This window comes from Neolewinella aurantiaca, assembly GCF_008014675.1.
Taxonomy (GTDB): Bacteria; Bacteroidota; Bacteroidia; order Chitinophagales; family Saprospiraceae; genus Neolewinella; species Neolewinella aurantiaca.
Genome location: NZ_VOXD01000031.1, coordinates 48,100 through 74,727, shown reverse-complemented (window position 1 = coordinate 74,727; position 26,628 = coordinate 48,100). Strand labels below are relative to the sequence as shown.

At 54.1% G+C, this 26,628-nt stretch carries 18 protein-coding genes and 3 tRNA genes; 15 read left to right on the top strand and 6 right to left on the bottom strand.

Annotated elements, in window-relative coordinates:
- On the top strand, positions 1-490 hold a 490-nt coding region (locus FUA23_RS22420), incomplete at its 5' end, for an IS66 family transposase (protein ID WP_222707059.1).
- On the opposite strand, the gene FUA23_RS17435 is transcribed toward FUA23_RS22420, so the two are convergent.
- Positions 429-1,601: a tyrosine-type recombinase/integrase gene (locus FUA23_RS17435; RefSeq protein ID WP_147932045.1), complete on the bottom strand. Its 1,173-nt coding sequence runs from the start codon at positions 1,599-1,601 to the stop codon at positions 429-431. The two genes, FUA23_RS22420 and FUA23_RS17435, sit on opposite strands and share 62 nt — an antisense overlap.
- A gap of 200 nt (positions 1,602-1,801) precedes the next feature.
- Here FUA23_RS17435 and FUA23_RS17430 point away from each other — a divergent pair, with 200 nt between their 5' ends.
- The 11 genes from FUA23_RS17430 (at position 1,802) to FUA23_RS17380 (ending at position 14,989) form a co-directional block, all read left to right on the top strand.
- On the top strand, positions 1,802-2,830 hold the full coding sequence (locus FUA23_RS17430) for an agmatine deiminase family protein (RefSeq protein ID WP_147932044.1): 1,029 nt from the start codon (positions 1,802-1,804) through the stop codon (positions 2,828-2,830).
- Positions 2,831-2,905: 75 nt separating this feature from the next.
- Positions 2,906-3,904, top strand: a complete 999-nt coding sequence (locus tag FUA23_RS17425) for a N(4)-(beta-N-acetylglucosaminyl)-L-asparaginase (RefSeq protein WP_246144321.1) — start codon at positions 2,906-2,908, stop codon at positions 3,902-3,904.
- A gap of 45 nt (positions 3,905-3,949) precedes the next feature.
- The gene (locus FUA23_RS17420; protein ID WP_147932043.1) at positions 3,950-4,693 is read left to right on the top strand and encodes a copper homeostasis protein CutC; all 744 of its coding nucleotides are present in this window, start codon (positions 3,950-3,952) and stop codon (positions 4,691-4,693) included.
- A gap of 250 nt (positions 4,694-4,943) precedes the next feature.
- Positions 4,944-6,266: a 30S ribosomal protein S12 methylthiotransferase RimO gene (rimO, locus tag FUA23_RS17415; RefSeq protein WP_147932042.1), complete on the top strand. Its 1,323-nt coding sequence runs from the start codon at positions 4,944-4,946 to the stop codon at positions 6,264-6,266.
- Between the two features lie 186 nt (positions 6,267-6,452).
- A tRNA-Leu gene (locus FUA23_RS17410) sits at positions 6,453-6,534 on the top strand.
- Between the two features lie 315 nt (positions 6,535-6,849).
- Positions 6,850-6,931, top strand: a tRNA-Leu gene (locus FUA23_RS17405).
- A 90-nt stretch (positions 6,932-7,021) separates the two neighbouring features.
- A tRNA-Ser gene (locus FUA23_RS17400) sits at positions 7,022-7,109 on the top strand.
- A 254-nt stretch (positions 7,110-7,363) separates the two neighbouring features.
- Positions 7,364-8,464 carry a DUF547 domain-containing protein gene (locus tag FUA23_RS22790; RefSeq protein ID WP_246144319.1) on the top strand — a complete coding sequence of 367 codons (1,101 nt, stop codon included), beginning with the start codon at positions 7,364-7,366 and terminating at the stop codon, positions 8,462-8,464.
- Positions 8,465-8,538: 74 nt separating this feature from the next.
- A complete protein-coding gene (locus FUA23_RS17390; protein WP_147932041.1) occupies positions 8,539-11,067 on the top strand; it encodes a glycoside hydrolase family 31 protein in 2,529 nt (842 codons plus the stop codon).
- Positions 11,068-13,218: 2,151 nt separating this feature from the next.
- Positions 13,219-13,815: a riboflavin synthase gene (locus tag FUA23_RS17385; RefSeq protein WP_147932040.1), complete on the top strand. Its 597-nt coding sequence runs from the start codon at positions 13,219-13,221 to the stop codon at positions 13,813-13,815.
- Positions 13,816-13,945: 130 nt separating this feature from the next.
- Positions 13,946-14,989, top strand: a complete 1,044-nt coding sequence (locus tag FUA23_RS17380) for a T9SS type A sorting domain-containing protein (protein ID WP_147932039.1) — start codon at positions 13,946-13,948, stop codon at positions 14,987-14,989.
- A gap of 176 nt (positions 14,990-15,165) precedes the next feature.
- Here the strand turns inward: FUA23_RS17380 and FUA23_RS17375 are convergent, their stop codons facing one another.
- Together FUA23_RS17375 and FUA23_RS17370 are read right to left on the bottom strand one after the other, a co-directional pair.
- Positions 15,166-15,672, bottom strand: a complete 507-nt coding sequence (locus FUA23_RS17375) for a ribosome maturation factor RimM (protein ID WP_147932038.1) — start codon at positions 15,670-15,672, stop codon at positions 15,166-15,168.
- 66 nt (positions 15,673-15,738) lie between these two features.
- Positions 15,739-16,509: a hypothetical protein gene (locus FUA23_RS17370; protein WP_147932037.1), complete on the bottom strand. Its 771-nt coding sequence runs from the start codon at positions 16,507-16,509 to the stop codon at positions 15,739-15,741.
- 249 nt (positions 16,510-16,758) lie between these two features.
- Between FUA23_RS17370 and FUA23_RS17365 the strand changes: the two genes are divergently transcribed.
- From FUA23_RS17365 to FUA23_RS17355, 3 genes are all read left to right on the top strand, one after another.
- Complete coding sequence (locus tag FUA23_RS17365) at positions 16,759-17,160, top strand: RNA-binding S4 domain-containing protein (RefSeq protein ID WP_147932036.1); 402 nt, start codon at positions 16,759-16,761, stop codon at positions 17,158-17,160.
- 113 nt (positions 17,161-17,273) lie between these two features.
- Positions 17,274-18,314, top strand: coding sequence for an NAD(P)H-dependent glycerol-3-phosphate dehydrogenase (locus FUA23_RS17360; protein WP_147932035.1), 1,041 nt, complete (start codon positions 17,274-17,276; stop codon positions 18,312-18,314).
- An 11-nt stretch (positions 18,315-18,325) separates the two neighbouring features.
- A complete protein-coding gene (locus tag FUA23_RS17355) occupies positions 18,326-20,797 on the top strand; it encodes a YfhO family protein (protein ID WP_147932034.1) in 2,472 nt (823 codons plus the stop codon).
- A 129-nt stretch (positions 20,798-20,926) separates the two neighbouring features.
- Here the strand turns inward: FUA23_RS17355 and FUA23_RS17350 are convergent, their stop codons facing one another.
- From FUA23_RS17350 to FUA23_RS17340, 3 genes are all read right to left on the bottom strand, one after another.
- On the bottom strand, positions 20,927-22,834 hold the full coding sequence (locus tag FUA23_RS17350; RefSeq protein WP_147932033.1) for a DUF3857 domain-containing protein: 1,908 nt from the start codon (positions 22,832-22,834) through the stop codon (positions 20,927-20,929).
- Positions 22,834-24,804, bottom strand: a complete 1,971-nt coding sequence (locus FUA23_RS17345) for a DUF3857 domain-containing protein (RefSeq protein WP_187271112.1) — start codon at positions 24,802-24,804, stop codon at positions 22,834-22,836. The genes FUA23_RS17350 and FUA23_RS17345 overlap by 1 nt, the downstream gene beginning before the upstream one ends.
- Positions 24,805-25,314: 510 nt before the next feature.
- Positions 25,315-26,619, bottom strand: a complete 1,305-nt coding sequence (locus FUA23_RS17340; RefSeq protein WP_147932031.1) for a dicarboxylate/amino acid:cation symporter — start codon at positions 26,617-26,619, stop codon at positions 25,315-25,317.
- Positions 26,620-26,628: the final 9 nt, after the last annotated feature.

Here is a 26,628-nt window from a genome sequence, read left to right as displayed (position 1 = left end):
TGCCTTCCAGTACCTGTACCGGATCGAGCGGATCTGCCGTGACTATAACTGCACACCTGAGCAACGTCTGAAAATCCGCCAGCGTTACGCCCGCCCGGCCTACGAAGGTCTGCTCGCATGGGTCGACCACCATCAGAAAAATAACCTGACCAAGGGTAACATCGGCAAGGCCCTGGGCTACGCCAAAAACCACCTGCCCCGCCTGCGCCACTACCTCGAAGACGGTCGGGTCGAGATCGACAATAACCAGATCGAAAACAAGATCCGTCCGCTGGCGCTGGGGCGCAAGAATTATATGTTCGCTGGCTCCAACAAGGGCGCTCAGCGCGCGGCGATGATGTATTCTTTCTTTGCCTCGTGTAAGGAGCACGATGTCAACCCGCGTGACTGGCTCAAAGATGTGCTTAAGCGCATCGGGAGCCATAAGGTTAACCGGTTGGAGGAGTTGCTGCCGGGGGCGTGGGCCAAATGGAAGGACTTGGACCTGTAGTTGCTCGGACGGTTACCGTAGTTGAGCTATTGGCGTGTCCAAGGAGTTCCTGGATGTGCCGAAGAGAGACACCAGATTCCAATAAATGCGTAGCATAACTGTGGCGCAGAGTATGTACAGTACACAAAGGGTTGACCCCACTTTTATCGACTGCCTTACGCAAAATTGCCTGGACGGAACGCTTGCTGTACTGTCCACCGGTCTGGCCCTCAAACAGCCAGTGTTGTGGCTGGTATTCACGGAAGTACTGCCGCAACTCCGTAAGGAATTTGGCGGATAGCGTCGTGTAGCGGTCTTTCTTACCCTTGCCGCCGTTGACAAATATTTGTAAGCGATCAGAATGAATATCCGCTATGCGAAGATTCACTACTTCACTCAGCCGCAGCCCTCCTCCGTAGATGATCTTCAGAATGCACCGGTGCTTCGTATTGCTGATGGCTCCAAACAGACGCCGGACCTCTTCAACACTTAACACCTTCGGCAGAATAGTCCTCTTTTTCGGCCGCAGGTCAATAAAAGCTTTTCCCTTTCCTTCTACTTGTTCCAACCAGAATTTAATCGCGTTCAACATCTGATTTTGCGTGGATTCGGAATAGTTACCTGTCTGGGCCCGCTTAACGATGTACGTGCGGATTACCTCGCTGGTTACTTCTGCCGTTTTGATTCCCGGATGAGCTGCCAGAAAAGCACGTAAGTGACTCAGGTATCCTTTCACCGTGGAATAACTATACCGCTTCACCTTCAGCTGCTCTTCCGTCCGATGCAACGCTTCCCGCCAGTGAACCGGTAACTCACCGGCTTTCTCCCGGACTGGAAGACGGTCGCTCGCCACCTTCTTCTGCGGGGTTACGGGTGGTGCAGGCTGAGGTGATACAGCTCGCCCCGGAGGCGGTCCGTCCAGCCAAATCAAGGCATCCTGGCCGAAGATCTGCCGCAGCCGGGTCAGCGTTTCTTCCCGCGCCGGAGCCGTCCAGCGGCCAGCCATTTTGTCGAAGCCAATCCCGACGATGCCGCCGCAGCGGGTATAAAAGTCTTCGATAAAGCCCCGGGGTTTGAAGCTGTAGTAAATGTAGCCGTTTTGATGTTCGCGACGGATAGTAATGCGTTCCATATGGTCCTTTTTTCAAAGTACCGGCCTGACTCGCCATTTAGTCGTTTTTTAAACGCATACTTGCGTTTATAAACGTATATAAACGAATAACATCTCCGCCCCCCCCTTTCAAAGCCAGAGGAGCCACCCCCCAAAACCTTCTTTGCACCTGCGTCCCCGCCAGATAATTTACCTTTGCCGGGCAATTACATCCTCTGCCAATGACCATGCGCCTCCCCGCCGAATGGGAACCACAACAACGGGTTCTCTTCACCCTGCCCCGCCGCGACGGAGACTGGGCTAACAGCCTGGACTCCGCGACGACGGCCATAATCGCCGCGGCCAATGCCGTAAACAAAGTGACGCCCGTACTGCTGATCGTAACCGACGAGGAACACTTTGAAAAATACGCAGACACCTACGAAGGCGAAGTAATGGCCTGCCCTACCGACGATTGCTGGATCAGAGACTACGGGCCAATCACTACCATCTACGGCGAAGACACCCTGGTGCTCAACCACTTCACCTTCAATGGTTGGGGGGATAAGTTCGAAGCCATCAATGACGACGCCGTGACGCAAAGACTCTGGCGCGCCGAGTTCCCCGAAGCGGGCTATCGCCGCGCCGATATCGTTCTGGAAGGCGGCAGCCTCGAATCCGATGGCGAAGGAACTATCCTCACAACGAGCAAATGCTGGCTGAGTAAAAACCGTAACGATTGGCCCGACGAGGCCGCCGCCGAAACCGCCCTGGAGGAATACTTCGACTTCGAGCGCATCCTCTGGCTCCACCACGGCGAACTTGCCGGTGACGATACCGATGCCCATATAGACACCCTGGCCCGCTTCGTCAGCCCCGGCCAAATCGCTTACGTCCGCTGCGACGACCCGACGGACGAGCACTTTGAAGAGCTCCAAAAAATGGAGGCCGAACTAAAAGAGTTCCGAACCCTCGACGGCAAAGCATACGACCTCATCCCCCTACCCTGGCCACCAGCGGTGAAGAGTCGTGAAGACGGACACCGCCTCCCCGCCACCTACGCCAATTTCCTGCTGAGCGGCGACACGCTTTTTCTGCCAACTTACTTCGACGACGAGCCAAAGGACCATCCCGGCCGGAAAACGGACGCCGCCGCGGCCGAAATTATTCGCTCGAAGACCAGTTTTAAAGTAGTTTCTTTAGATTGTCGGCCATTCATCGAGCAGCACGGGTCGCTGCACTGCCTCACCATGCAGGTTCCAAAGGGTTAAGCGCCTCGCACACGCCACTCGAAAAATCGCGGAGGCGGCTCTTCAGCTAAGTCCCTAAATCAAAAAAACATCGTTGTGACCACCAGAAGAAACTTCCTCCGCGCTTTGCCCGCAGCCGCCGCTGCGGCTCCACTCTTGTCCGCATGCGATGCAGACGACACTGCACCTGCGGCCGCGCCCGGCAAAGCAACACGCCCCGTGGTGATTTCTACCTGGAAGCACGGTCAGATGGCCAACGCCAAAGCATGGGAAATCTTAACCGCCGGCGGCTCCGCCCTCGACGCCGCCGAGCAAGGCGTGATGGTCACCGAAGCCGACCCTGAAGTACACACCGTAGGCATCGGCTCCTACCCCGACCGCGACGGCATCGTGACCCTCGATGCCTGCATCATGGCCCCAAGTGGCGACTGTGGAAGCGTAGCCGCCGTACAGGACATCCTCCACCCCATCAGCGTAGCGCGCATGGTGATGGAGCGCACGCCCCACGTAATGATCGTTGGCCAGGGAGCCAAAGATTTTGCCCTCAGCCAGGGCATGAAAGAAACAGAACTGCTCACCGATTGGGGCCGGGAACAACTCGCGAACTGGAAGACTAAAAACCCAGACTATCGGCCCAAAATCAACGTAGAAAACCACGACACCATCGGCCTGCTTACGCTCGATAAAAACGGCGACCTGGCCGGTGCGTGCACCACCAGCGGTGCTTCCTTCAAGTACCACGGCCGGGTGGGCGATTCGCCGCTGATCGGCTCCGGTTTGTACGTCGACAATGAAATCGGTGGCGCAACGGCCACCGGCTGGGGCGAGGCCGTCATCCGTGCCTGCGGCTGTTTTCTGGTCGTCGAGTTTATGCGCCAGGGCCATTCGCCTACCGATGCCTGCCGCCTCGCGGTAGAGCGTGTAATCAGTAAAAATCCGGACTGGAAAGACATTCAGGTGGGCTTCATTGCGCTGAATAAGCAGGGTGAAACGGGTGCTTTTTGCATTCAGTCGGGCTTCGATTATGCCGTACAAACGGAAGCCATTGAAAATGAAATGGTGGTGCCTGGGTTTAAAATAAAGGCAGCAGGCTAGTTAATTATCCCAACCAAAGATCCAACGATCCAAAACACCAATACAATGCTCTTCGAAGTATGCCTCCAATCCGTCGACGACGCCGTAGCCGCCGAGGCGGGCGGAGCCCAACGGGTAGAACTTTGCGCCGCACTCGTTGAAGGTGGCATCACGCCCAGCCTGGGTTCCATCCGGGCGTGCCGCGATACGGTCGATATCGACATAATGGTCATGATTCGTCCGCGCGGCGGAGATTTTGTCTACACCGATTGGGAGCTCGACGCGATGGCAAAAGACATCGCTGAGTGTCGTAAAATCGGCGTTACCGGCGTAGTGTTCGGGATGTTGGAACTGGACGGTACTGTGGCGCGAACGCAGGTGCAAAGAATGGTTGAAGAAGCAGGGCCCGACCTCTCCGTCACCTTCCACCGCGCTTTCGACGTAAGCGCCGATCCCTTCGCCTCCCTGGAAACCCTCATTGACCTGAACGTAAACCGGATCCTGACCTCCGGTCAGGCCGCTACTGTCCCCGAAGGCAAAGAGCTCATCCGCCAACTCGTCGCCCGGGCGGGCGACCGCATCGGCATCCTCCCCGGCTGCGGCATCACACCGGAGAACGTTGCCGAAATGGTTACCTACACCGGCGTTACTGAGTTCCACGCCACCGCTTTCGCAACGCTCGAAAGCCCGATGCAACACCAAAACCCCGCCGTATATATGGGCATTCCCGGCCTCCCGGAATACGAGCGTCAGATCACCACCGCGGCGGAAGTCCGCCGGTTCCTGACTACACTAGGAATTAGGAACTAGGAGCTAGAGAATCAGGAGCTAGAGAACTAGGAGCTAGTTCCCTAGTTCCCTAGTTTCTAGTTCCCTAGTTTCTAGTTTCTAGTTCCCTAATTTCTAGTTTCTAATTCCCTAGTTCCCTAATTTCTAGTTTCTAATTCCCTAGTTCCCTAGTTTCTAATTCCCTAGTTTCTAGTTCCCTAGTTTCTAATTCCCTAATTTCTAGTTCCCCAATTCCCAATTCCGTACCTTTGCGGCCGCTAAGCGAAAATTTATGAAGACCAAAACGCTACGTCCGGACAAAGTAAACGTTGTCACCCTCGGCTGTTCCAAGAATCTGGTTGATTCCGAGAACATCATCACTCAGTTGATGGCCAACGATTACGAAGTCGAACACGACGGGAAACACGACGGCGAAGACGACGCCAACGTGGTGATCGTTAACACCTGCGGCTTCATTGATTTGGCCAAAGAAGAAAGCATCAACACCATCCTGCTTTACGCCGATAAAAAGGGCAAAGGCGAGATCGATAAACTCTACGTTACCGGCTGCCTCAGTCAGCGCTACAAAGACAACCTCGAAGAAGGTATCCCCGAAGTGGACGACTTCTTCGGCACCATGGAATTGCCCGGCCTCCTCGCCCGCCTGGAAGCCGATTACAAGCACGAGCTCATCGGTGAGCGCTTCATCACTACGCCGGCGCACTACGCCTACCTCAAAATCAGCGAAGGCTGCAACCGTACGTGCTCATTCTGCGCCATCCCGCTTATGCGTGGAGACCATACCAGCCGAACCATCGAAGACCTCGTCGCATCAGCCGAGCACCTCGTAAAAAACGGCGTAAAAGAGTTGATGCTCATCGCACAGGAGCTTACCTACTACGGCCTCGACATTTATAAAAAACGCGCACTGCCTGAGCTCCTCAACGCCCTCTGCGGAGTAGAAGGCCTGCAGTGGATCCGCTTGCACTACGCTTACCCAAGCAAATTCCCCCGCGACATCCTCGACGTGATGGCCGCCCAGCCGAAAGTTTGCAACTACCTCGATATTCCGCTGCAGCACGCCTCCGACGAAGTACTTAAGCGGATGCGCCGCCAGGTCACCCGCGCTGAAACCACCGATCTGATCAACTACGCCCGCGAGGTAGTACCGGGCATCGCTATCCGGACGACCTTCCTCGTCGGTCACCCCGGCGAAACAGAAGAGGAGTTCGAGGAATTGTGTGATTTCGTCCGCGAAATGCGCTTCGAAAGACTGGGCGTATTCCAGTACAGCCACGAAGAAGACACCATCGCCCATGATTACCCGGACGATGTTCCCGCCGAAGTCAAAGCTGAACGGGCAAACCGCCTTATGGCCATTCAGCAAGACATCAGCCTGGAGCTGAACGAAGAAAAAGTAGGACAGACCCTGCGCGTGATTATCGACCGCAAAGACAACGACGTTTACGTCGGCCGTACAGAATTCGATAGCCCCGACGTAGACAACGAGGTCCACATCTCAGCAAAAGACGTATATCTCCGCACCGGTGATATGGTAAACGTGAAAATCGACGCGGCAACGGAATACGATCTGGAGGGAGTACTTGTCAACTAAAAACCACTACTCCGGAGAAGGGCAAAGCGCAGTAACTCGAAACACAAGCCCAAAATACCTTCGAAGAAGAAAGTATTTAAATTTCTTCTTGTAGTTTATCGTGGCTTGATTACCTTTGCCGCGCTTCCGACGGGAAGTACCGCAACTTTCCTTGTTTCTCGTTGAGTTAAAGGAAAAGTTACACGAGCCGTCGTGGCGGAATTGGTAGACGCGCTGGATTCAAAATCCAGTTTCTTCGGAAGTGTGGGTTCGATTCCCACCGACGGTACAAGTGCAGTTTAGGGTTTCCCTGAAGGATAAACTGCAGGTTTAGCTGCGCTAAACCTCTTCAAATCCTCAGGTTCAAACCACGAAGCTGTACACCAAACGAAACGGGCAAAAAAAATCCTTAACTTCGCTTGGAAATACAACCAACCGTATTACCTTTGCGGCCCACGAAAACGCAACGGCGTTTTATCCATCGTGTTACATGAACTTTAATGGTCAACCTGACCGCAAATACTGACTTCCCTGATGGTTTTGCGATCGTTAAGACTTCTCCCCCTCCGGGTAGAATACTTTAAAGTTTTTGAACTACTTCCTTGCCGAAGTGATGAAACTGGTAGACATGCACGTTTCAGGGACGTGTGCTTTCGGGCGTGGGGGTTCGACTCCCCCCTTCGGCACTTATCTTCCTAGATAAACAACGGCCCGGTCCTCTTCGCTGAGTTCCGGGTCTGTTTTTGGGAAACAACTTTTAATGCAAACCGCATTCCGGAGGAATGGCAGAGCGGTTTAATGCACCGGTCTTGAAAACCGACGTGGTGAAAGCCACCGGGGGTTCGAATCCCTCTTCCTCCGCCAACCCGCATTCCGGGTACATTAGCCTGGTCGCTTTGCGACCGGGCTTTTTTTATGGGCTCAACCCAGCAGAGTGCAGGCGGATCTGCCCGTAAAACGGGTTGAGGCCCACCCCAGAGAGCAGGCGTAGCGCGCATTCCACAGGCTGCGGAACCGTTACGCAGGCCAATCTGCCGCATCCCGACCTTCTTTCCTGATGTTGTTGAACACTATCCACCGCTGCGTGCGTTAGAACTGATGTTCAAAACAATCTAATTATGCTACGACGCTGCCTCCTGATCCTTGCTTTCCCTGTTGTAATCCTCTCTTGCGGAAATTCTACTCCGCCAACTGAAGAGGCCGTCACAACAGAGACATCTACAGCCCCAACAGTAGGCACTGAGCCCTCGGCAGAAACCATAATGCCCAAAGACCAGGTAGAGCACACCACCGAAGCCAACCCCGAAGTGATCGACGAGGACAAAATGGCGATGCCGGACGTAAAGCCCAAAACACCTACTGCGCAAGCAACAGCAAGCAAACCGGCTCCTCCGAAGGCGACAAAGCCTGCAGCTACAACGGCCTCGACGTCCCCTGCGCCCAACGGTCCGGTAACGGCACCTGCGGCCGCGCCTGCTAAAGAAATGACCGCTCCAGCACCTGCTCCCCCCACGCCATCCACAGCGATGGAAGCAACCGAAGAACCGAAGGAAGAAGTTGTTGCAAAACCCGCAAAACCCGACCACGCCGCCTTCAATAGTCTGCTCGGCAAATACGTGAACGCCGCCGGCAACGTAAACTACGGAGGCCTGAAAAACGACGAGGCTAAATTAGACACTTACCTCGCCGAACTGAGCGAAAATGCACCGCAAAGCGACTGGAGCCGCAGCGAAAGCATGGCCTTCTGGATCAATGCTTACAACGCCAACACCCTGAAACTCATTTTGAAGAACTACCCCGTAAAATCCATCACCGACCTCCACGGCGGCAAGCCATGGGACGTAAAATGGATCAACATCGGCGGAAAAACCTACAGCCTCAATAACATTGAGCACGACATCATCCGCCCCCGTTACAAAGACGCCCGCATTCACTTTGCCGTCAACTGTGCTGCAGCTTCCTGCCCTCCCCTGCCCAATAAAGCGTTCACTGCCGCCAACCTCAACAGTCTCCTCGAAAGCCGCACAAAAAGCTTCATCCGCAACGGTGCTTACAACACCATTACCGCAGACAAAGTGATGGTTTCAAAGATTTTTGATTGGTACGGAGAGGATTTCGGCGACCTGAAAAACTACCTCAATAAATACGCAACGACTGAGATTCCAGCGGGCACAGACATTGAATTCAAGGAATACGACTGGGCCCTCAATAAGCAGTAGCGGCATTTTCCGGTTTCGGGCGTGCGCAGAAACTTGTAACTTGTTATTACCTTGCTGGCCGAATACCCCAATACATGGCCAAGCTCAAAAAAAAAGTAACCCTTCCTTACGCCCCCGACGCAAACCTCACCCACGAAGCGGAAGCACTGGGAACCAACAGGTTCGATGACGTCTACTACGAACACTCGACCGGAAAAGTGTCAGGAATCACCCAGGAAGGCAAGTACAAATTTGTGGTCCATACCGAAGGTAAGGCCGAGTTGAACCTCGAAATATGGAACGACTCAGTGGTCCGTTTGCGTTTTTCTGTAGGAGAACCCGGTCGTGATTTCAGTTACGCCGTTTCCGACAAGGCGGGGCCGCAGGATGCAAAGGTGGGGATGGAGGAGCATAAAACTCACTACCTCATCAGTACCGCTGCGCTGACGCTGGAAATTGCTAAAGCCGACGGCCAGGTTACGATCGTTGATCAAAGCTCCGGTAAAACCGTTCACGAGTTCGCGGCGCCCTTCTACGGGCGCTCCACGCTCAACCGCGGCCTCGAGCAGGTCCGCATTCAATTGAAAACCGACAAATCCGAAGCCATCTACGGCCTCGGCGATAAAGCCTGGGACACCAATCTGCAGGGTACCGACTGGGCCAATTGGAACGAAGACTCCTTCGCTTTCGGCCCTCAACACAAAACAGTTTACCGTAGCATCCCCTTCTACTACGGCTTGCGCGACGGAATTGCCTACGGCCTCTTCCTCGACAATACCTACAAAACTCACTTCGACTTCAACAGCCATAAGAACGGCCTGACCACCATCTGGGCCGACGGAGGCGAGTTCGATTATTACTTCATCAATGGCCCCCAGCTGAACGACGTTGCCGCCCGGTACCATCACCTCACCGGTACACCCGAGTTGCCACCACTGTGGGCGATGGGCTACCACCAGTGTCGCTGGAGCTATTACCCAGAAAGCCGGGTTCGGGAACTCGCTCAGTCTTTCCGGGACAAGAAAATCCCCTGTGACGCCCTGTACCTCGACATCGACTATATGGACGGCTACCGGTGCTTTACCTGGAATAAAGAGTACTTTCCCGACCCGAAGGGAATGATCTCTGACCTCAAAGATGACGGCTTCCACACCGTAGTAATGATCGACCCGGGAATCAAAGTAGACAAAGACTACCACGTCTACGCCGACGGCATGGAGAAAGACGTGTTCTGCCGCCGTACCTCCGGTGAACTGATGGTAGGCCCGGTATGGCCGCCCGAATGCGTCTGGCCAGACTACACCGATCCTTACGTACGTGACTGGTGGGGACCACTTTACAAAGAGCTCTACGTAGATCAGGGCGTCAGCGGCTTCTGGAACGACATGAACGAACCCGCAGTCTTCAAGGTCAACCACCTCACCTTTCCGGACGATGTAGGTCACGATTTCGACGGAGACCCTACCAACCACAAAAAAGCCCACAACATCTACGGAATGCAGATGACCAGGGCCAGCTACGACGGTCTCAAGGCGCTGAAACCCGCAAAGCGTCCGTTTCTGCTGGGCAGGGCCAGCTTCAGCGGCGGGCAGCGCTACGCTGCCCTCTGGACGGGAGACAACATCGCCAGCTGGGAACACCTCCAGATCGCCAACCGCCAGTGTATCCGCATGGCCATCAGTGGCTTCAGCATGGTGGGAACCGACATTGGCGGCTTCGTGGACAACCCCACACCAGAAATGTTTACCCGCTGGCTTCAGCTCGCCGTCTTCCACCCCGTAATGCGCGTCCACAGTATGGGCAACAACTCCGATGGTGCCGCAGAAGTGGAAGCCGACGCAGTAAAGAAAGCCGAAGAAGCAAACCGGCAGGATCAGGAGCCCTGGGTTCACGGGAAAGTTCATACCAAGCACAACCGCAAAGCCATCGAGATGCGGTACCGGCTGCTCCCCTACCTCTATAGCAGTTTCCAACAGCACCTCACCACGGGCGTCCCTGTCCTCCGCAACCTCTTTTTCTACGACCAGACGGATGCGAACTGCCTCAAATTCGGTGATCAATTTCTTTACGGCGAAGACCTGATGGTTGCTCCCGTTCTGAAAAAAGGTATCACCCGGATGCAGGTCTACCTCCCCAAAGGAGAATGGTACGACTTCTGGACCGGAGACCTGCACCAGGGGAAGCAAAAGATTACGGCGAAAATAAAAAAAGACCGGATTCCGGTCTTCGTCCGCGCAGGCGCGACACTGCCGATGGTAGATGTGGTACAGAGTACCGCCGAAATGCGTACGCTCCGTAACCTGGAGCTGAACGTCTACCTCGCCAAAGAAGGCAGTAGTACCTTTTACTGGGATGCCGGCGAAGGTTACGGCTACCAGGCAGAGCAGTACACCGAACGGACCTACACGATCAAACGAAGCGCTAAGAAGATCTCGCTGACCCAAACCATCAAAGGAGAATACAACCCCGGCTTCCGTACTGCACAAATACGGCTCGCAGGTCTGACTCAACCTCCTACCAGCTTTTCTGTCGACGGAAAACTAAAGACCGCTGGTATCTTTTACGGCAAGCGCGCCGTAATGGTTACCGTACCAATCGACTTTACTGAAATCACCATTGGGTAAGGAGTCTGGAGTCTGGAGTCTGGAGTCGGGAGTCTGGAGTCGGGAGTCTCGGCTGGTGCGTAGGATTCGATTCTAGGTTTTCAATCTGTGAATCATAGCTACCGCTAACAGCTTACAACCCAAAGCGTATAGCATTTTCACAAGCTCCTCTATCCTACCTACAATGGTCCGCTACAGTTTGTAGCCAATGAGAAGACTTTATTTCCGTGCTTAGCAAATCTTGCAGGGTGGCAACAGCGTCATATCTCGTCATACATCTCGTCTCACCTTGCCTGCCGGCGGCCCTCAATGCCGAACTTCAGTTTTCAGAAGAGTCGGACCGGATCGGGATTCTAAATATTCGCTCAGCAATCAAAGTGTAGAGTGCAGAACGCAGAGTTCAGTTCCTCCGCCTTCGGCCTTGGCACCGGCAGAGGAGCCTTACTCCGAGTGAACACACGTCACCGCTCGTCTAACCTTGCCTGCCGGCGGCCTTCTTTGTCAGGGCAAAGAAGCAAACCCCTCAGGCTGTGTCCCCGGCTGATCACTAATACGGTCACTGCTGGCCTAAAAAGCAAAAATTCGCCATCAAACTTGCCCTTCGAAGTCTTGGAACTGTCGGGAGTCGAAGCCCTTCGGAAATGCAGCAACTCCGTATTGGCTCATACAACTTGCTTTTCTTAACGGCCACCAGCAACCGCATTAGTGGCCGGGGCCAAGGCCGAAGTAGCTGCGCAATGAAAATAGTCGAAGGCATCGATGGAGGAGTTTTACTCTGATTAAATCCAACCCGTCAATCAAGCGACCGTAAGTCGTTAATCCCTGCTATTCACCGGAGGTGAAGGCAGCCGGACCAAAGCTTATCCTTGATTCTCTAAACACCGTAATTGAAAGCAAAGCACAGAACTCCGACACTCCGCCTTCGGCCTTGGCACCGGCAGTGGAATCCGGTTTTTGAAGCCGTTTAAAAATGGAAACTGTCTGAGCGTTCTCAAAGCCCAGGGAGTAGCCATCCAGACCTCAAAGGATCGATGGGTTTAGAAACAACCCAACCAACGCCGCCGCGAGTTTTTCCATTTTAGGCTTCTAAAATTGGATTCCACGATCAGCCGGTGGCACAGCCTTGATTTTTTGGTTCGTTTTTTATCAAGAAAAAATGAACGGGCAAAACGGGAAGAAGCACAGTCCTTGGGCACCGGCAGCAGGCACGCTTTACCGCCCGTCTTACCTTGCCTGCCGGCGGCCTTCTTTAACGGGGTAAAGAAGCAACCCCCTCAGGCTGTGTCCCCGGCTGATCACTAATACGGTCACTGCTGGCCTAAAAAGCAAAAACTCGCCTCAAACTGATCCTTCGAAGTCTGAAACTATCGGGAGTCGAAGCCCTTCGGAAATTCAGCAACTCTGTGTTGGCTCATACAACTTGCTTTTCTTAACGGCCACCAGCAACCGCATTAGTGGCCGGGGCCAAGGCCGAAGTAGCTGCGCAATGAAAATAGTCGAAGGCATCGATGGAGGAGTTTTATTCCGATTAAATCCCTACGTACCAATTACGCGACCAGAGGTCGCTCATCCCCGCTATTCACCGGAGGTAAAGGCGTCCGAACCAAGGCTGAAACTGTTGCGCAAAGGAGAATAGCCGCCGGCAGGCATACAAGACGGGCTGTGAGCTTAGACTTCTTTGGTGTTAAATCGACTTAGCTATGAATGATCGTTTCATTCTTCGCCGGACGAAAAAGCATTAAAGCGCAAGTGCTGGATAATCCCACACACGCCTAAAACGCATGCAGTGATCAAGGAGACAAAGTTGTATGGGGCCAGAGTTACCTAAAATCGTAGCGGACCATTGACCTACACAAGTCCCAAAATATACTACTGGACATTTTTGATTTTCTACCTCACCCTCCGCCCTCTCCAGCAAGCTTCGCTTTAAGGCTCAGCGGAGAGGGAACCAAAAATGTCCAGTAGTATGGTCCCCAAATGGCTCTTCAGGGATGATCTTGCCCTCTAAACGCCTGGCGTTTTCAAAAGCCCCTCCCCTGTGGGGAAGGGGTTGGCTTGGGGGTTTCCCAAGTCAACAGCTCCCCCACCCCAAACAAACATCCTTGGAAAAAAGCCGGCTTTTCGATAACTAATTTCCGTTTAATCAGTTCCTAATTCCCTAATTGCTTATACATGTTTACAGGAATAATAGAAGCCTCCGGCAAGATCACCCACATCGAACACGAAGCGGACAATGTTCACTTCACGGTGGCCTCCCCGATAAGCGGTGAGCTGAAGATTGACCAAAGCCTTGCGCACGACGGCGTTTGCCTGACCGTTGTTGCCCTCGAAGATGGCACCCACACCGTTACCGCCATCCGGGAAACCCTGGATCGCACCCGACTCGGAGACTGGAAAACCGGCGACACCGTAAACCTGGAACGGGCCATGATGGCCGGAGCCCGCCTCGACGGCCACATCGTACAGGGCCACGTAGACACCGTAGGCGAATGCCTGAAAGTGGAAGAGGCCGGCGGAAGCTGGTACTTTACGTTTCGCTACGCGCTCAGCCCGGAAACCTTACTCGTCGATAAGGGCAGCGTATGCATCAACGGTGTTTCGCTTACCGTCGTGGAGCCGGTTGACGACACCTTCAAAGTAGCCATCATTCCGTACACCTACGAGCACACCAATTTCAAAGCACTCGCGCCGGGTGTCAAGGTAAACCTCGAATTCGACATCATCGGGAAGTACATCGCGCGACAGATGGCAGCTTACCGCCCATCGTAAAGTTTGGTTAACAGCCGACAATAGTTTGTTTTGGCGGAACCTCCGTCTCACCTTACGGGTATTATCAATGTGCCGCTCTTCATGAGTACGGCCACACCCTGTATTAACCCCCTCTAAAAAACCATTTCGAATGAAACAGATTTTACTTTTCACCCTATTTTCAATTTGCACCTCACTGTCTGTTGCTGCACAGCAACTCCCAGTGGTGGATGCGGCCAAGTCTGCCACAACAAACGTAGGTGCTGCGGCCATTCCTCAGTTGGGCGGATACGACAAAGTAGTTGTTGCCGATACCCTCTTCCCCACTATTCTGGCGCAGCCTTGCTCCGACAGTGTCACCAACTTCGTACCGAATGATCCCGCTACCGGATTCGTAGGTGGCACCAACTCCTTCTTCGATCTGCGCAAACTGCAGCGTGTCAGCCTCTCGGAAGCAACCAACCTGACGGTGAGTGAGGTTCTCGTTGCGTTTTCAGTAGCCGACGACAACATCTCCGACCGGGCTATTTCAGCAGAGATTTTCGCTGACCTCGATGCAGACGGAAACCTGGGCGCGCTCATCGGCACCAGCGATACCATCACCGTTGGCGACCTCATCGTCCCTGAAAACGGAATCGCTTTTACCAGTTTCAACTTCTCTACCCCCGTTGAACTAACCGACGCAAGCAGCTTCCTCATCAGTGTAAACTTTACTGATCTCTACTTCAACGCTCAGGATTCTGTGGATTATACCGGAAATGCTGCGATATGGAGTACAAACAACAACTGTGGAGACGGAAGCAACGCTCTCGAAATCTTTCCCGCCGAAGGCGGTGGACTTGGCTTTGGCACCATCCTGGCCGACTGGGGCCTCAACGTAGAGTTTCTTATGGGAGCCGTTATTGACCGTGACCCCTTCGTTGCCACCCGCAACCCAATCGCTGACTACGGAACATCCGTTTCGCCCAACCCTGCTTTCGAACAGTTAAACATCAGCTTTAACGCCCCCACAAGCGAGCGCATGACAGCTTCACTACTGGCTACCGATGGCCGGGTACTTCGCAAACAGATACTCAGCAACGGAGCAGGTCTTCGTACCGTAAACTGGAACGTTGCCACGCTTCCCGCCGGCGTTTACCTCTACCAGATTTCAGGGCCGAGTGGTGTTGAAACCGGACGGGTAGTAGTTCAATAACCCGCTGCCTGCTTCAGGCAATTCGTTTTTAACGACTAAGCGCTCAGCGTTCAGGTTTCCGTTTTCGGCAGCCTGGTCGCTGAGCGCTTTTTTCGTTACAAGATCACTGGGATTCGGAGCGTCAGACCTCAACCTTTGGGAAAGTGGGCTGGCGCAGTAAAAACAGCAATGCGGGTTTAGTTCAAATCAAGCAACCCCTCGGGGAGGACCATTTGCAGAATCTTACCTTCTTCCTCCAGGTCGGATATGAGGTTTTCGTGCAGCGGGACGAGGATATCCTTGCCGTCGTGCTTGAGTTCGGCCAGGTAGTGTTCCGGCAGGTCCATGATGCCGGTGATGGGGCCCAGCAGCGGATAACCTTCGGCGCGGATGGAATAGCCCACCAGAGCCTCCCAGGGTGTTTTCTCTTCAGGGTCCTCTACAGCGGTGACCTGCGAGGCCAACAACCAGATGGGTTTACCGGCAAGAAGGGCGACCTCCTCGCGCGAATCGAGGGTTTCGAATTTCCCGATCACAGCTCCGCCGGCGCGCAGTTGCTCCACGAAGTAGGGCACGGGCGGGTCTCCGATCAACACGGACGTTGCGGCGAAGAGGTCGTCTTCGTAAAATTCTGAAATACGGAGTTTTATTTCGCCTTTGAGGCCGTGGGGCTTACTCGTCCAGCCTATTTCTATCAGGTCCATACGTTGCGGGTTACAAAAGTCAGGTGATCAGATCTACCGTTTTAGCGGTTTCTCATCATCCGGTGGTTATCTCAGGAATGTTTCTTTCAGGATAAAGCCTTTTTCGGCTTTTTCGTTCCAGGGGAGGTTACTGCACAGTTCGGTATCCACATTGCAGCAAATACGACACTGTGTGCGGCGGGCATCGATGAAGCGTTCTACGAGGCCGATGTTCGGGGCGTAGATTTCGTACGCGATGCTCTGTGTGATGAGGTTGTCGGTAGCGTCTTGCTCGATTACAACCGCACCTTCAATATCCAGCGCGGCGGAGCCGGCCGCGATGCTGTTATCAGTACTGGTGTAGCGGTAATCCCATCCCTGATAAATTTCGACAAACTCTCCCCCAACGACAAAAGAACGGGAGTCATCGAAAGCCGTGTGCCCGTCCCAGCGTTTACCTTCACTGACCGGGAACACCATTTTGGTGAAGCTTAGGTTGTCTTCGTTGCGGGTTGCCCGCAGGTTTGAGCGGCTCATGCTGAAGGTTTGCCGGAAACGCCACTCTCCGTCGGGGAGTCGGCGGTCCCAGCGCTCGCCGCGAAAAGTTTCGGTGCCGTCGGCGGCCTCATAGCGTTCCACGAGGGTTTCCCGCACCTCCAGCCGGGCAGTATCGTACACAATACCCCCAACGGTATTGAAGAGCACGATGCTGTCAAGGGCAAAGTATTTCGGCTCGTTGAGCTCAATGGGAAAGTAAGCAAAGTCAGCAGAAAAATCCGTTGGCGTGGCCGTTTCCTCTTCGCAGGCGGAGAGCAGAAACAGGGCCGACAAACTTAAGGTTAGTAGAAATTTAGTCATTGGTGTAAAGGTAGGCTTTTGGTTTGCTGATAATTTAACGAACCGAAGGAGAATTTTGTGGCGCGGCCGCAGGTGCAATGTGGAACTTATGAGGAGGCAGAGGGTGTTTTACTCCCCGAAGGAGCGTTTTACGAACCAGCTTTGCACCTGCGGCCCCGCCCTTCATTTTTTTGTAAACTCCTGATCCTTTCCGTCCCTATGGTTAAACAATCACTACCCCTGCAATCGTTATGTTGTCAACCAACGAATATGGAAAAAGTACGTATCGATAAATGGCTGTGGGCCGTGCGCATCTTCAAAAGCCGAACCCTTGCCGGAGACACCGTCCGGTCAGGCAAGGTTCGGGTCAACGGCTCGGTCGTTAAGCCCAGCACTTCTGTTTCGGTCGGTGACCGGGTGACCGTGCAGAAGAACGGCTTTAACCTCGAATACGAAATCCTGGAACTGCTCGAAAAAAGAGTCGGTGCACCCATTGCTGTCACCTGCTACACCGACCACACCCCCCAGGAAGAACTCAATAAGTACAAAGACTGGTTTGTCGGCAAAGCCGGCACCGAATTCCGGGAAAAAGGCGCCGGACGGCCCACAAAACGGGAACGACGTACCATCGAGCGCTTCAAAGGTGATCTTTTTGATCTTGAAGACGAGTAGCCCGCGCGCCTGAGGCGCGGCAAATGATTTACCCTTTACCCCGAACCGGCCACCGCTACGCTACCAACTACCCCGCTAAGGTTCGTACCTTGGCGCCCGCAACCCAATAGCCTATGTCCAAAAAGGAGCCTGTCGGCATAATCGGTGCCGGATCATTTGGAACGGCAATGGCCAACTTACTGGCCCTCAATACCGATGTGCTGGTTTATTCCCGTAACCCTGAACTGGTAGAGCAACTGCGTAAGAACAGGTTCCGGTTCGGAGTGCCTCTGCACGATCGTGTAACGGTACTCAATGATTTCGAAGAAATCGCCGGCCGCTGCCAGTTAATCCTGCCGATTGTTCCATCAGACAGTTTCCGGGCCATGATGAAATCGGTAACGCCTTACCTCGAGCCCAGCCACGTACTGTTGCACGGAACCAAAGGTTTCGACATTACGGGCGTAGACCTGAATGATGTGCCCAAGCTCGGCATCGACCGCAAGCAGGTCCACACCATGACCGAAGTTATGCTGCAGGAGAGCGTAGTGGTTCGTACCGGGGCTCTCACCGGACCGAACCTGGCGCGGGAGCTGCTCGATGGTCAGCCTTCGGGTTCCGTTATTGCCAGTAAGTTCGACGAAGTGATCAGGCGTTCCACCGAAGTGCTCTCTTCAAGTCAGCTGCACGTTTTCTCTACTCACGACGTACTCGGCGCCGAGCTTGCGGGCGTACTCAAAAATGTGATTGCCCTCGGCTCCGGCATCCTGAAGGGATACGGACTGGGCAAAAACGTTCAGGCCATGATGATAACCCGGGGCCTGCACGAAATGATACATTTCGGACGCGCACTGGGGAGCGACAACCGGGCGTTTTTCGGGACCGCCGGGGTTGGTGACCTGATTGCGACGGCTACTTCCAGCAAAAGCCGAAATTACACCTTTGGGTTCCGGCTCGGAACCGGGGAGACCCTGGAGGAAGTGCGCAGCACCAGCCAGGAACTGGCTGAAGGCGTCCGCACCCTGATGATTACCCGCCACCTGGCTAAAAACCTGCGCCTGCGGGTGCCCATCACCGAAATGTTGTACCAAATCGTCTTCGAGGGCTTTCCCATCGAAGTCGCCATGAATTACCTGATCACGTACCCTTACGAGGTTGACGTGGATTTTTTATAAGTTTGCCGTCCATGGATTTTAAGAAAGCACTACCCCACATTGCTGCAGTTGTTATTTTTCTGCTTGTTGCCTGCGTTACCTTCAGCCCTCAGTTTTCGGGCAAAGGCCTCCGGCAGGGAGACATACAGAGCTACCGGGCTGCCTCGAAGGAGATGAAAGACTACGCCGAAGCAACCGGCGAGCGCGCCAACTGGACCGGAACGAGCTTCAGCGGGATGCCAACCTACCTGATTTCGACGGTCAGCGCGGGCAACAACCTCAAATACCTCGGCAAGCCTTTCCGCGCCTTCATTGGCGGCGGAGCGGGTATTTTCTTTGCCGGTATGCTTTGTTGCTACCTGCTTTTGGTCCTGAATGGCGTAAACCCCTGGCTGTCAATAGCGGGCGGCGTCGGTGTGGGCCTCGCCACCACTACCCTGGTGGTGTACGGAGCCGGGCACACCACTAAGGTTCAGACCATCTTTTACCTGCCCCTGGTTGCAGGCGGCGTCATCATGGCTTTCCGGAAATACTACCTCCTGGGCGGTCTGCTGTTTGCCCTGGGTATGGGCATGGCAATCATGTCTAACCACCCGCAGATGTTGTACTACTTCGGCCTTACGCTGCCGGTGTACGGGATTGCGCAACTGGTCAAAGCGGTACGCGCGGGCGAGTTGGTCAGCTTTGGTAAATCTCTCGGCGTGTTGGTTGTTGGTCTCGTCCTCGCCATCGGAGCTGGCGCAAGTAACCTTATGACTACGCTGGAGTACAGCCCCGCCACCATGCGTGGCGGGCAGGTGCTGGAGACGCCCCTTGTAGACAGCAGCACGCCTTCGGGTGATGTCCCCGAGGACGGTCTTGCGTGGGACTACGCCACCATGTGGAGTAACAACACTAAAGACATCATTGCTACCTACGCACCGCTCGCCGCCGGAGGCGGCGGTGGCCAGGCCTTCAACGACCGGGCTTTCTCGGCGGCAATGCGCTCTGCCGGCTTTCAGGCTCCGCCGGCCAACCGGGTACCGGCTTACCACGGCGGTAAAATAGAAGGAACGGCAGGGCCTGAGTACCTCGGTGCCGTGATCTGGGCTCTTTTCATCTTCGGATTGTTTACCGCCCGCCGCTCGCTGGCCATCTGGCTTGGTCTGGGTACCCTTCTGGTCATGGGCCTGAGTATGGGTAAATACCTCGATGGCTTCAACCATTTCCTGTACGACACCCTGCCCTACCTCAACAAACTCCGCGCGCCCTCGTCGGCGCTGAACATCCTGCCCTTCATGATGGTCGGGCTGGGTGTGTTTGGCATCGACCGCTGGCTGCGGACCCGGGAAGATACCCCCGAGACTGCCCGTAAGCAACTGCTGTACAGCGGTATCGCAGCTGCCGTTTTCGGTCTCATGGTACTTTTCGTATTTCCCTCTGTCCTCGGATTTTCCTCACCGACCGATGCCAGCATGTTCGCCGGCGTCGAGCAGCAGAAACCGGGTGCACTCCGTAATATCCTTGCCGGCCTGGAGGAAAGCCGCCGGAGCCTTTACATGGCCGACGCCTGGCGCAGTTTCCTCTTCGTGGGGCTTACGTTCGGCGTACTGTTCCTGCTGTTCAGAAAAACGGTGAGTCCGCTCATCGCAGGTCTTGCCCTTACCGCACTGGTCGCTTTCGATTTCAGCGGCATCAACGGACGCTACATCAGCGACAAAAACTGGGTTACGGTCAATAAGCGCACGAAAGAAGTGCCGATGACAGCGGCAGACAAGCAAATTCTGGCGGACCCCGACATTCATTACCGGGTCTTCAACCTTACCACCAGTTTCCACCAGGACCCGATGACGAGCTACTACCACAAGCACATCGGTGGTTACTCGGCCGTAAAAATGCGCCGCTACCAGGACATCATCACGAAGTACCTCATTTCGCGTGATCCGGACGTGATCAATATGCTCAACACCAAGTACATTATCGTACCCGGTCAGGGAGGTGCGCCGCAGGCGCAGCAGAACCCCGCAGCATACGGTGCAGCATGGCTGGTGAACGACATTATGCCCGTCAGCTCCAACGATGCCGAATTCAATGCGCTAGGCACCGTCGAAAACCTCAAGGGAACCGCCATCGTTCACTCCGACTTCAGCGATGAGGTGGCGGGCTTGCAGCCCACCGGCGAAGGCTCCATCGAGATTACCAATTACTCGCCCAACGAGCTCACTTACTCCTTCAATTCTCCTTCCGAGCAACTAGTTGTTTTCTCCGAAGTATGGTACGGCCCGGACCTCGGTTGGGAAGCCACCATTGACGGATCGCCCGCCGAGTTGATCCGGACCAATTACATCCTCCGCGGATTGCGCGTTCCTGCCGGGCAGCACACCATCACGATGACGTTCCACCCAGCGAGCTACTTCACGGGCAAGACCATTTCCATGATCTGCAGCCTGTTGATTATTCTCGGACTCATCGGGTACGCCGGCTGGCGTTTTATGGAAAACAGAAAGGCTGCAACAGCGGCTTAAAACCTTCCTTGCATCCTGCGTTCGCGCCGCCTGTTCTTAAGTATTTCGGGGGCGCTGACGCAGGATGCAGAGAACGTTTGCGGATTTCTGACTTTCGCCCCCGGAGAGGCATTGAAGCCCACACCCCGTCTACTTTGTCCGCTTGGTTCTCAGGACGACCTGCCGTTTCTCGGCCTTCCTCACGTCCACAAAAAACTGGCGGTATTCCTCATAACCGGAAGCCGGTAAATCTACCGGCAAAAGCTTGAGCGTCCGGATCCATGTAATGGAACCGGGGGCAGAAACAACCTGCGCGCGGTACTCTCCGGCGGCATGCCGGATGGTGGTTTCCTCGTCGCCAAGACTCTCCACCTCCAGTTCGTCGGGGAAGTTTAGGTGAACGGTGTCCACGTAAAAGCGGGCAATGTTGCTGACGATCGGAAACTTCCTCTCCGTCAGTTTATCCGGCACATAATCGTAGGCGTAGAACTTATTCAGGGGAACAAACATCCGCTTACCCAATTTGCGGACGTAACCGGGTACTTCGGTGGTATACCTGAGTTCCGCTACGGGCAGGTCGGGATTGCAGGAGAGAGAGAAATCCTGTCCGTTCACATCAGGCAGTACGTCATTGCGCTGCAGGCCTTCGCGCAGTTTTTTTTCGTCGAGTTCGTTGCTGGCGTAATAGCGGAGCAGATCGTGGCTGGCTCCGTAGTATCCTGCGTCGAGCCGAACATCAGCCGAACCACTATTCTTCACAGCGATCGTGATGGTACGGAGATGACCGTTGTCGGCGGTTTTCAGGGCGGGAGTCCGGGCAAGCTTTCCTCCTTCGGGCGTGATGTGAAGTACGTTTCGGTCGTCGGTCCCATCACCGAGGTAACCAGGAGGTGCGTCGCTGCTGGTACATTCGAGATACATATCCTCAGAAGGCACGTAGAGAATCATGTGGTTGAAGGCGGAAGTCGTAAAGTTTTCGTCGACCGGGAAGTAAGGCGTTTCTCCGGCGTAAACGAGGACGGGATAGCTTTCTATGCCAACCTCTTTCAGCATTGCTCCCATGTAGTTACTCAGGGCTTTGCAATCGCCAAAACGGTTTTCCTCGACGTAACCGGCAGAAAAAGGCTGCCAGCCTCCCACGCCGAGTTGGACGCCTACGTAACGGGTGCGCTCCTGCAGGAGACGGTAAAGTTGTTCAATCTTTTCCCGCTCCGAGCTGATGCCATTAGTCGATTCGTGAACGAGAGTCACCAGCTCACCGGGGAGTTCGTCGCGACCGTCCATTAGTCCACCGATAAAAGCTCCGAAGCTTTGCCAGCTGTCGTAAGTGCCATGGTAATCACCGATCGAGAACGCCCGCAACCCGGTTCGCAGGTAGGGCATCGTTTTGCTGGCGGGCGGTGCGTCAGTTTCGTACTTTCTGGCGGTCAGGCCGCTCACTTCCCAGCGGTAAACCTTTCCTTTTGCGGATGAAGATGTTTCCGGCTCCGGTAATTCGTTCTGGTAGTAGAGTAGCTCGTTATCAGCCGGGACGATGGCCTCGAAACTCGCCCGCTCAACGGACTGATTGAAACCCAGTGGCTGCCAGTTCGGGAAACCAGCGACCATGCTGAAGTCTTTTACTACAGATTTGTACTCAAATTCCACAGTGTAAGGATAGCTGAGGTCTTCGATGACGGTTGTCATTACCCGGTTGTCCTCGTAGAACTGGCCGCTGGAGATGTAGAGAAAGTCTTCGATGTCTGACTTTTTCGCCGTTTTTACTTTATCTCCGTACGCATCGTAAAGAGTTGCTTTAAACGTAACTACGTCGGTATCCTTGTCGTAGTGCATCACCATCCTGTTTTCGTGCTGGTGCTGGTCATTGAGGATGGTAACCACCTTGCGCTCCGTTCGGGTTGCTTTATTGGTGGAATGCACTTCGTAGGTGATATCCCGCAGCCGGACGACAGAACTGGCGCCTTCCTTTAGTTCCGGCGGAATAGTGAACGCCGAGTAGTCCACATCCTGAGCACCGAGGTTAAATGAGAGGAAGACCAGTAGGATAAACGAACGCATTATTCAGCTTTTTTGAGTACAATAGTGGCCTCCTGGCAATTGATTACCCGTCGGAACATTTCCCGCAGGCCGGCATATTCATTTGCCGGATATACGGTCTGTTTTACAGAGACATTGAAATTGACTCCTATTACTCCGTTTCCTTTATCCTCTGATGCGAAGGTGACAACAAAGGTATTGTCTTCCGATACGATACGCTCCGAAGCGGGTAGTTCATCGACCACGTACCCTTCAGGAATGGTAATACTGGCGATGTAACGTTCCTGCCAGGGGTAAGCAAAATCTACGGGAAACAAACGCTGCTCCACATCGTCCAGCCCTTCATCCAGAACAGGGAAGAGGACTGGCTGCAGGTATAAATAATCGTCTACAGCCTGCGCAATCGGTACTTTGAGGTTCAACTTAAGGTTCAGTGGTCCGCTGTTGTCTTCTCCCTTGTCGACTTCCTTGTTTACAAGTTCGGTTTCCGGATAAGCTTCAATCACTTCGTCCAGGATTGGGAATTCATTATCGTTCTCCATTTCTTCCAGCTTTTCGCGGGCCGTGACGCCGTAGTAGCTTTTAAGGTTGGCCTCTAACCCGACATCAGCCATTCCTTCGGCATCGAGGCTCATGTTGACCTGAGTGATCTTGACTGCCCGGGGAGCGCTCACATCGATCCAATGGGGGTTTTCCGGATCGGCAACGAAAGCACGGTGGTTTAGTGCCGGAATCCGGGGCAGGCCCATGGGACGAAGTATGGTATTGGGGTCCAGGAGAACGTCTTTGCCATCGAGCGTGGCAAGTACCATGAGGTGATCGAACTGGTTGAGGAGCGGGTATATCTCCAGCGGTGCTCCGCCATTGCGCAGTGGAACTATCAGGGGTTTGGCTTCAATATTTGCCTGCCGAAGCAAGGCGAGCAGGAGGATACTCATTTCGCCGCTGGATCCCCGGGCGTTACTGAATACCTTGTTTGGGGTCAAATCTGCCGTCCAGCGGTAGTTCCCGTCCCAGCTGATTTTGCCCGCAACAAAATCGTACAGCACCTTAGCTTTCTCCTGATCGGTGGTTGCACCCGCGAGCAGAGGCTCGACTTCCTTCCAGACCTTGTTGCTGTTTATATCATTACGGTACGCTTTCCCGAAATCGATCCAGTCGTCAATTTCCTCGGTGGTTTTTTGCCAATCGGAAAAAATATTGTGAGGAGCCTGACCTGGATAATGGACCGTCTGCAGCTGCAACTTCACCTGGGGCAGGTAATCGCTGAAGTTGTTGATGTAAGGCTGGATACTGTAGGCCGGCAGGTCCTTCATCACCCAGCGGATTCCCGTGTGCTTGAGGTTCTGGCTGCCGTAATTTCCGTTTACCGTTTTGACACTGTTAATGGTATAATTTTTCGCTGCCGTAGACAAACTGACGTATTTGAAATACGGAGGAATTACTGCCCGGTACTCTGCCCAACGAACGGGGATGTCTTCCTGAAAGAAGTAACGACTGGGAATTACGATGTATTCATCCGTCTTCACGTAGCTGTACTCAATGATGGCTCCCTCCCTAACGCCGGGAAAGGTAAACTTGCAGATGTCGTAATCTTCATCGTAGCGTTCACGGATGAAGTCAGACCTGGACAGTTTTTTAGATGATCCGTCGGGGAAATGAACAACGCCTTTCAGGGTGTTTACCCGGTCGCTCTCGCGGTGGTAAATGATTTCGATGTCTGCGCGGTCAAAACTTGCCGCAGTGAAAAGCTTCAACCTGCGGTGGCGGTACTCTTTTGTCATCGGTGCGCCGTCGGTGTTCTGAACAAACTCGAGGCTCAGCAAATCGTGTAGAACGAATGCTTCCGCTGTAGAGTCGGTGGGGTGCGACATCATCTCCCGGTCTGCATCGGGGATTTTTCCGAATTTGACCTCGTCTTTCTGGGCGAAAAGTGTTCCGGTGAATAATAAAAGGCAAACGAATAGGGTGGTAAATGGACTGTTTTTCAAGAGACAGACGGTTGTTTGTATGGGTAACTTGTGCGCAATGCACAAAATGGGTTTTTCAGAAAATTCTATGTCAAGATACGGCACTCCCCCCATTATTAAAACCAATATTGCTATATATTATAAATTGGTCAGGTGGACTGCAATACGCATTGCACTTCGAACACCACCTAATATTATCTATTATATACTGATGTACAGCTGAATAGCAAACTATATTGTCGCTCAACCCCCTCCCTGCCTCCCCCCACCGCTGCGCTGGGGAAAAGCAATCACGACGATCTGGTTTGCGCCCAAATCGCATAGCCCTTATCGCTTTTCGCATATCCGCCTCCGGCAGGTCCGCGCTTCAACGGAGCCTTGAATAACTAAGTCTGCTGCTGAAGCAGCGCCTGCTGTAAACGCAGTATCGCAAAACTCAGAGCTGTTACGTGCTAACAATAGACGTAGTACCTGACAGCAGGGTTACGTATCCTGCTTTTAAAAACCCGCCTTTGCATCCTGCGTTCGCGCCTACTCGGCCTTGTAGAAATCATCGATCTTGCGCTCCTGCGGCTCGCCGAGCTTATCGACCGATTTGGCCACCAGCATCGCTACCGTTGCGTCTCCGGTGACGTTGGCGACCGTACGGCACATATCCAACGGACGGTCTACCGCGAAGATGAGCGCAAGCCCCGCTTCGGGGATGCCCGCCTGACCGAGCACGATCACGAGCATTACCATACCAGCGCCAGGCACTGCTGCTGAGCCGATACTCGCCGCCAGTGCCGTAGTGATGATGCCCAACTGGGTCATCAGGTCGAGGTCCATTCCGTAAGCCTGAGCGATGAATACTGCCGCAACGGCCTGGTAAAGACTCGTACCATCCATATTAATTGTTGCGCCAATCGGGAGCACAAAGGAGGTCACTTCCTCATCTACTCCCAGGTGTTCCTCCACCCTTTCCATCGTTACCGGCAGCGTTGCAGCACTTGAGCTCGTAGAGAAAGCCAGCAACTGAGCGGGGCTGATACCCTTGAAGAAAAAGCCGGGGCTGCGGCCGGTGAATACCTTTACCAGGGCGGGATAAACCACGCCGATCATAAGGCCCAAACCAGCCAAAACACAGAGGGAATAGTACAGCAGCGCCATGAACAGATCGGTGCTCGGGGCATCCACCACCAGAGCTGCAAGCAGGGCGAATACGCCATAGGGCGCCGCCATCATGATGAGGTCGATCAATTTCAGAATAACATCGTTGACCCCGTCGAAAAAGTCCTTTACGGGCTTCGCCTTCTTAGGGTCGATGAGGATAAGGCCAATACCAAAACAGATGACGAAGAAGATCACCTGCAGCATGTTTCCGTTGCTGGTTGCAGCACCGACGATGTTGTCGGGCACCAGGTCCACGAGGGCTTGCAACGGACCTGCCTCCCGCTGCGCAGCGGCAGCATCGATACGTGCTCCGGCATCGGAGGCAAAATCGTTGAGGAGACTGTCGCGGGTAGACTCGTCGAGGCCGCGACCCGGGCCTACGAGGTTTACAATTCCCAGGCCGATGACGATGGCAAGGACGGTTGTACCTACGTAAATACCAATGGTACGCCCCCCCATTGCGGATAGCTTGGAAATGTCCTTCAGGTCGGTGATTCCCTTGATTAGACTGGCAACGATCAACGGTATTGCGATCAGTTTCAGGCAGTTGATGAAGATGGTACCGAAAGGCTTGATCCAGTCGACCACAAACTCACCCCAACCCACATTCACCGCCAGGAGGCCGAAAGCCACCCCGACAACCATACCTATCAAAATTTTCCAGTGTAATCCCAAGCTTATCATCAATTTAAA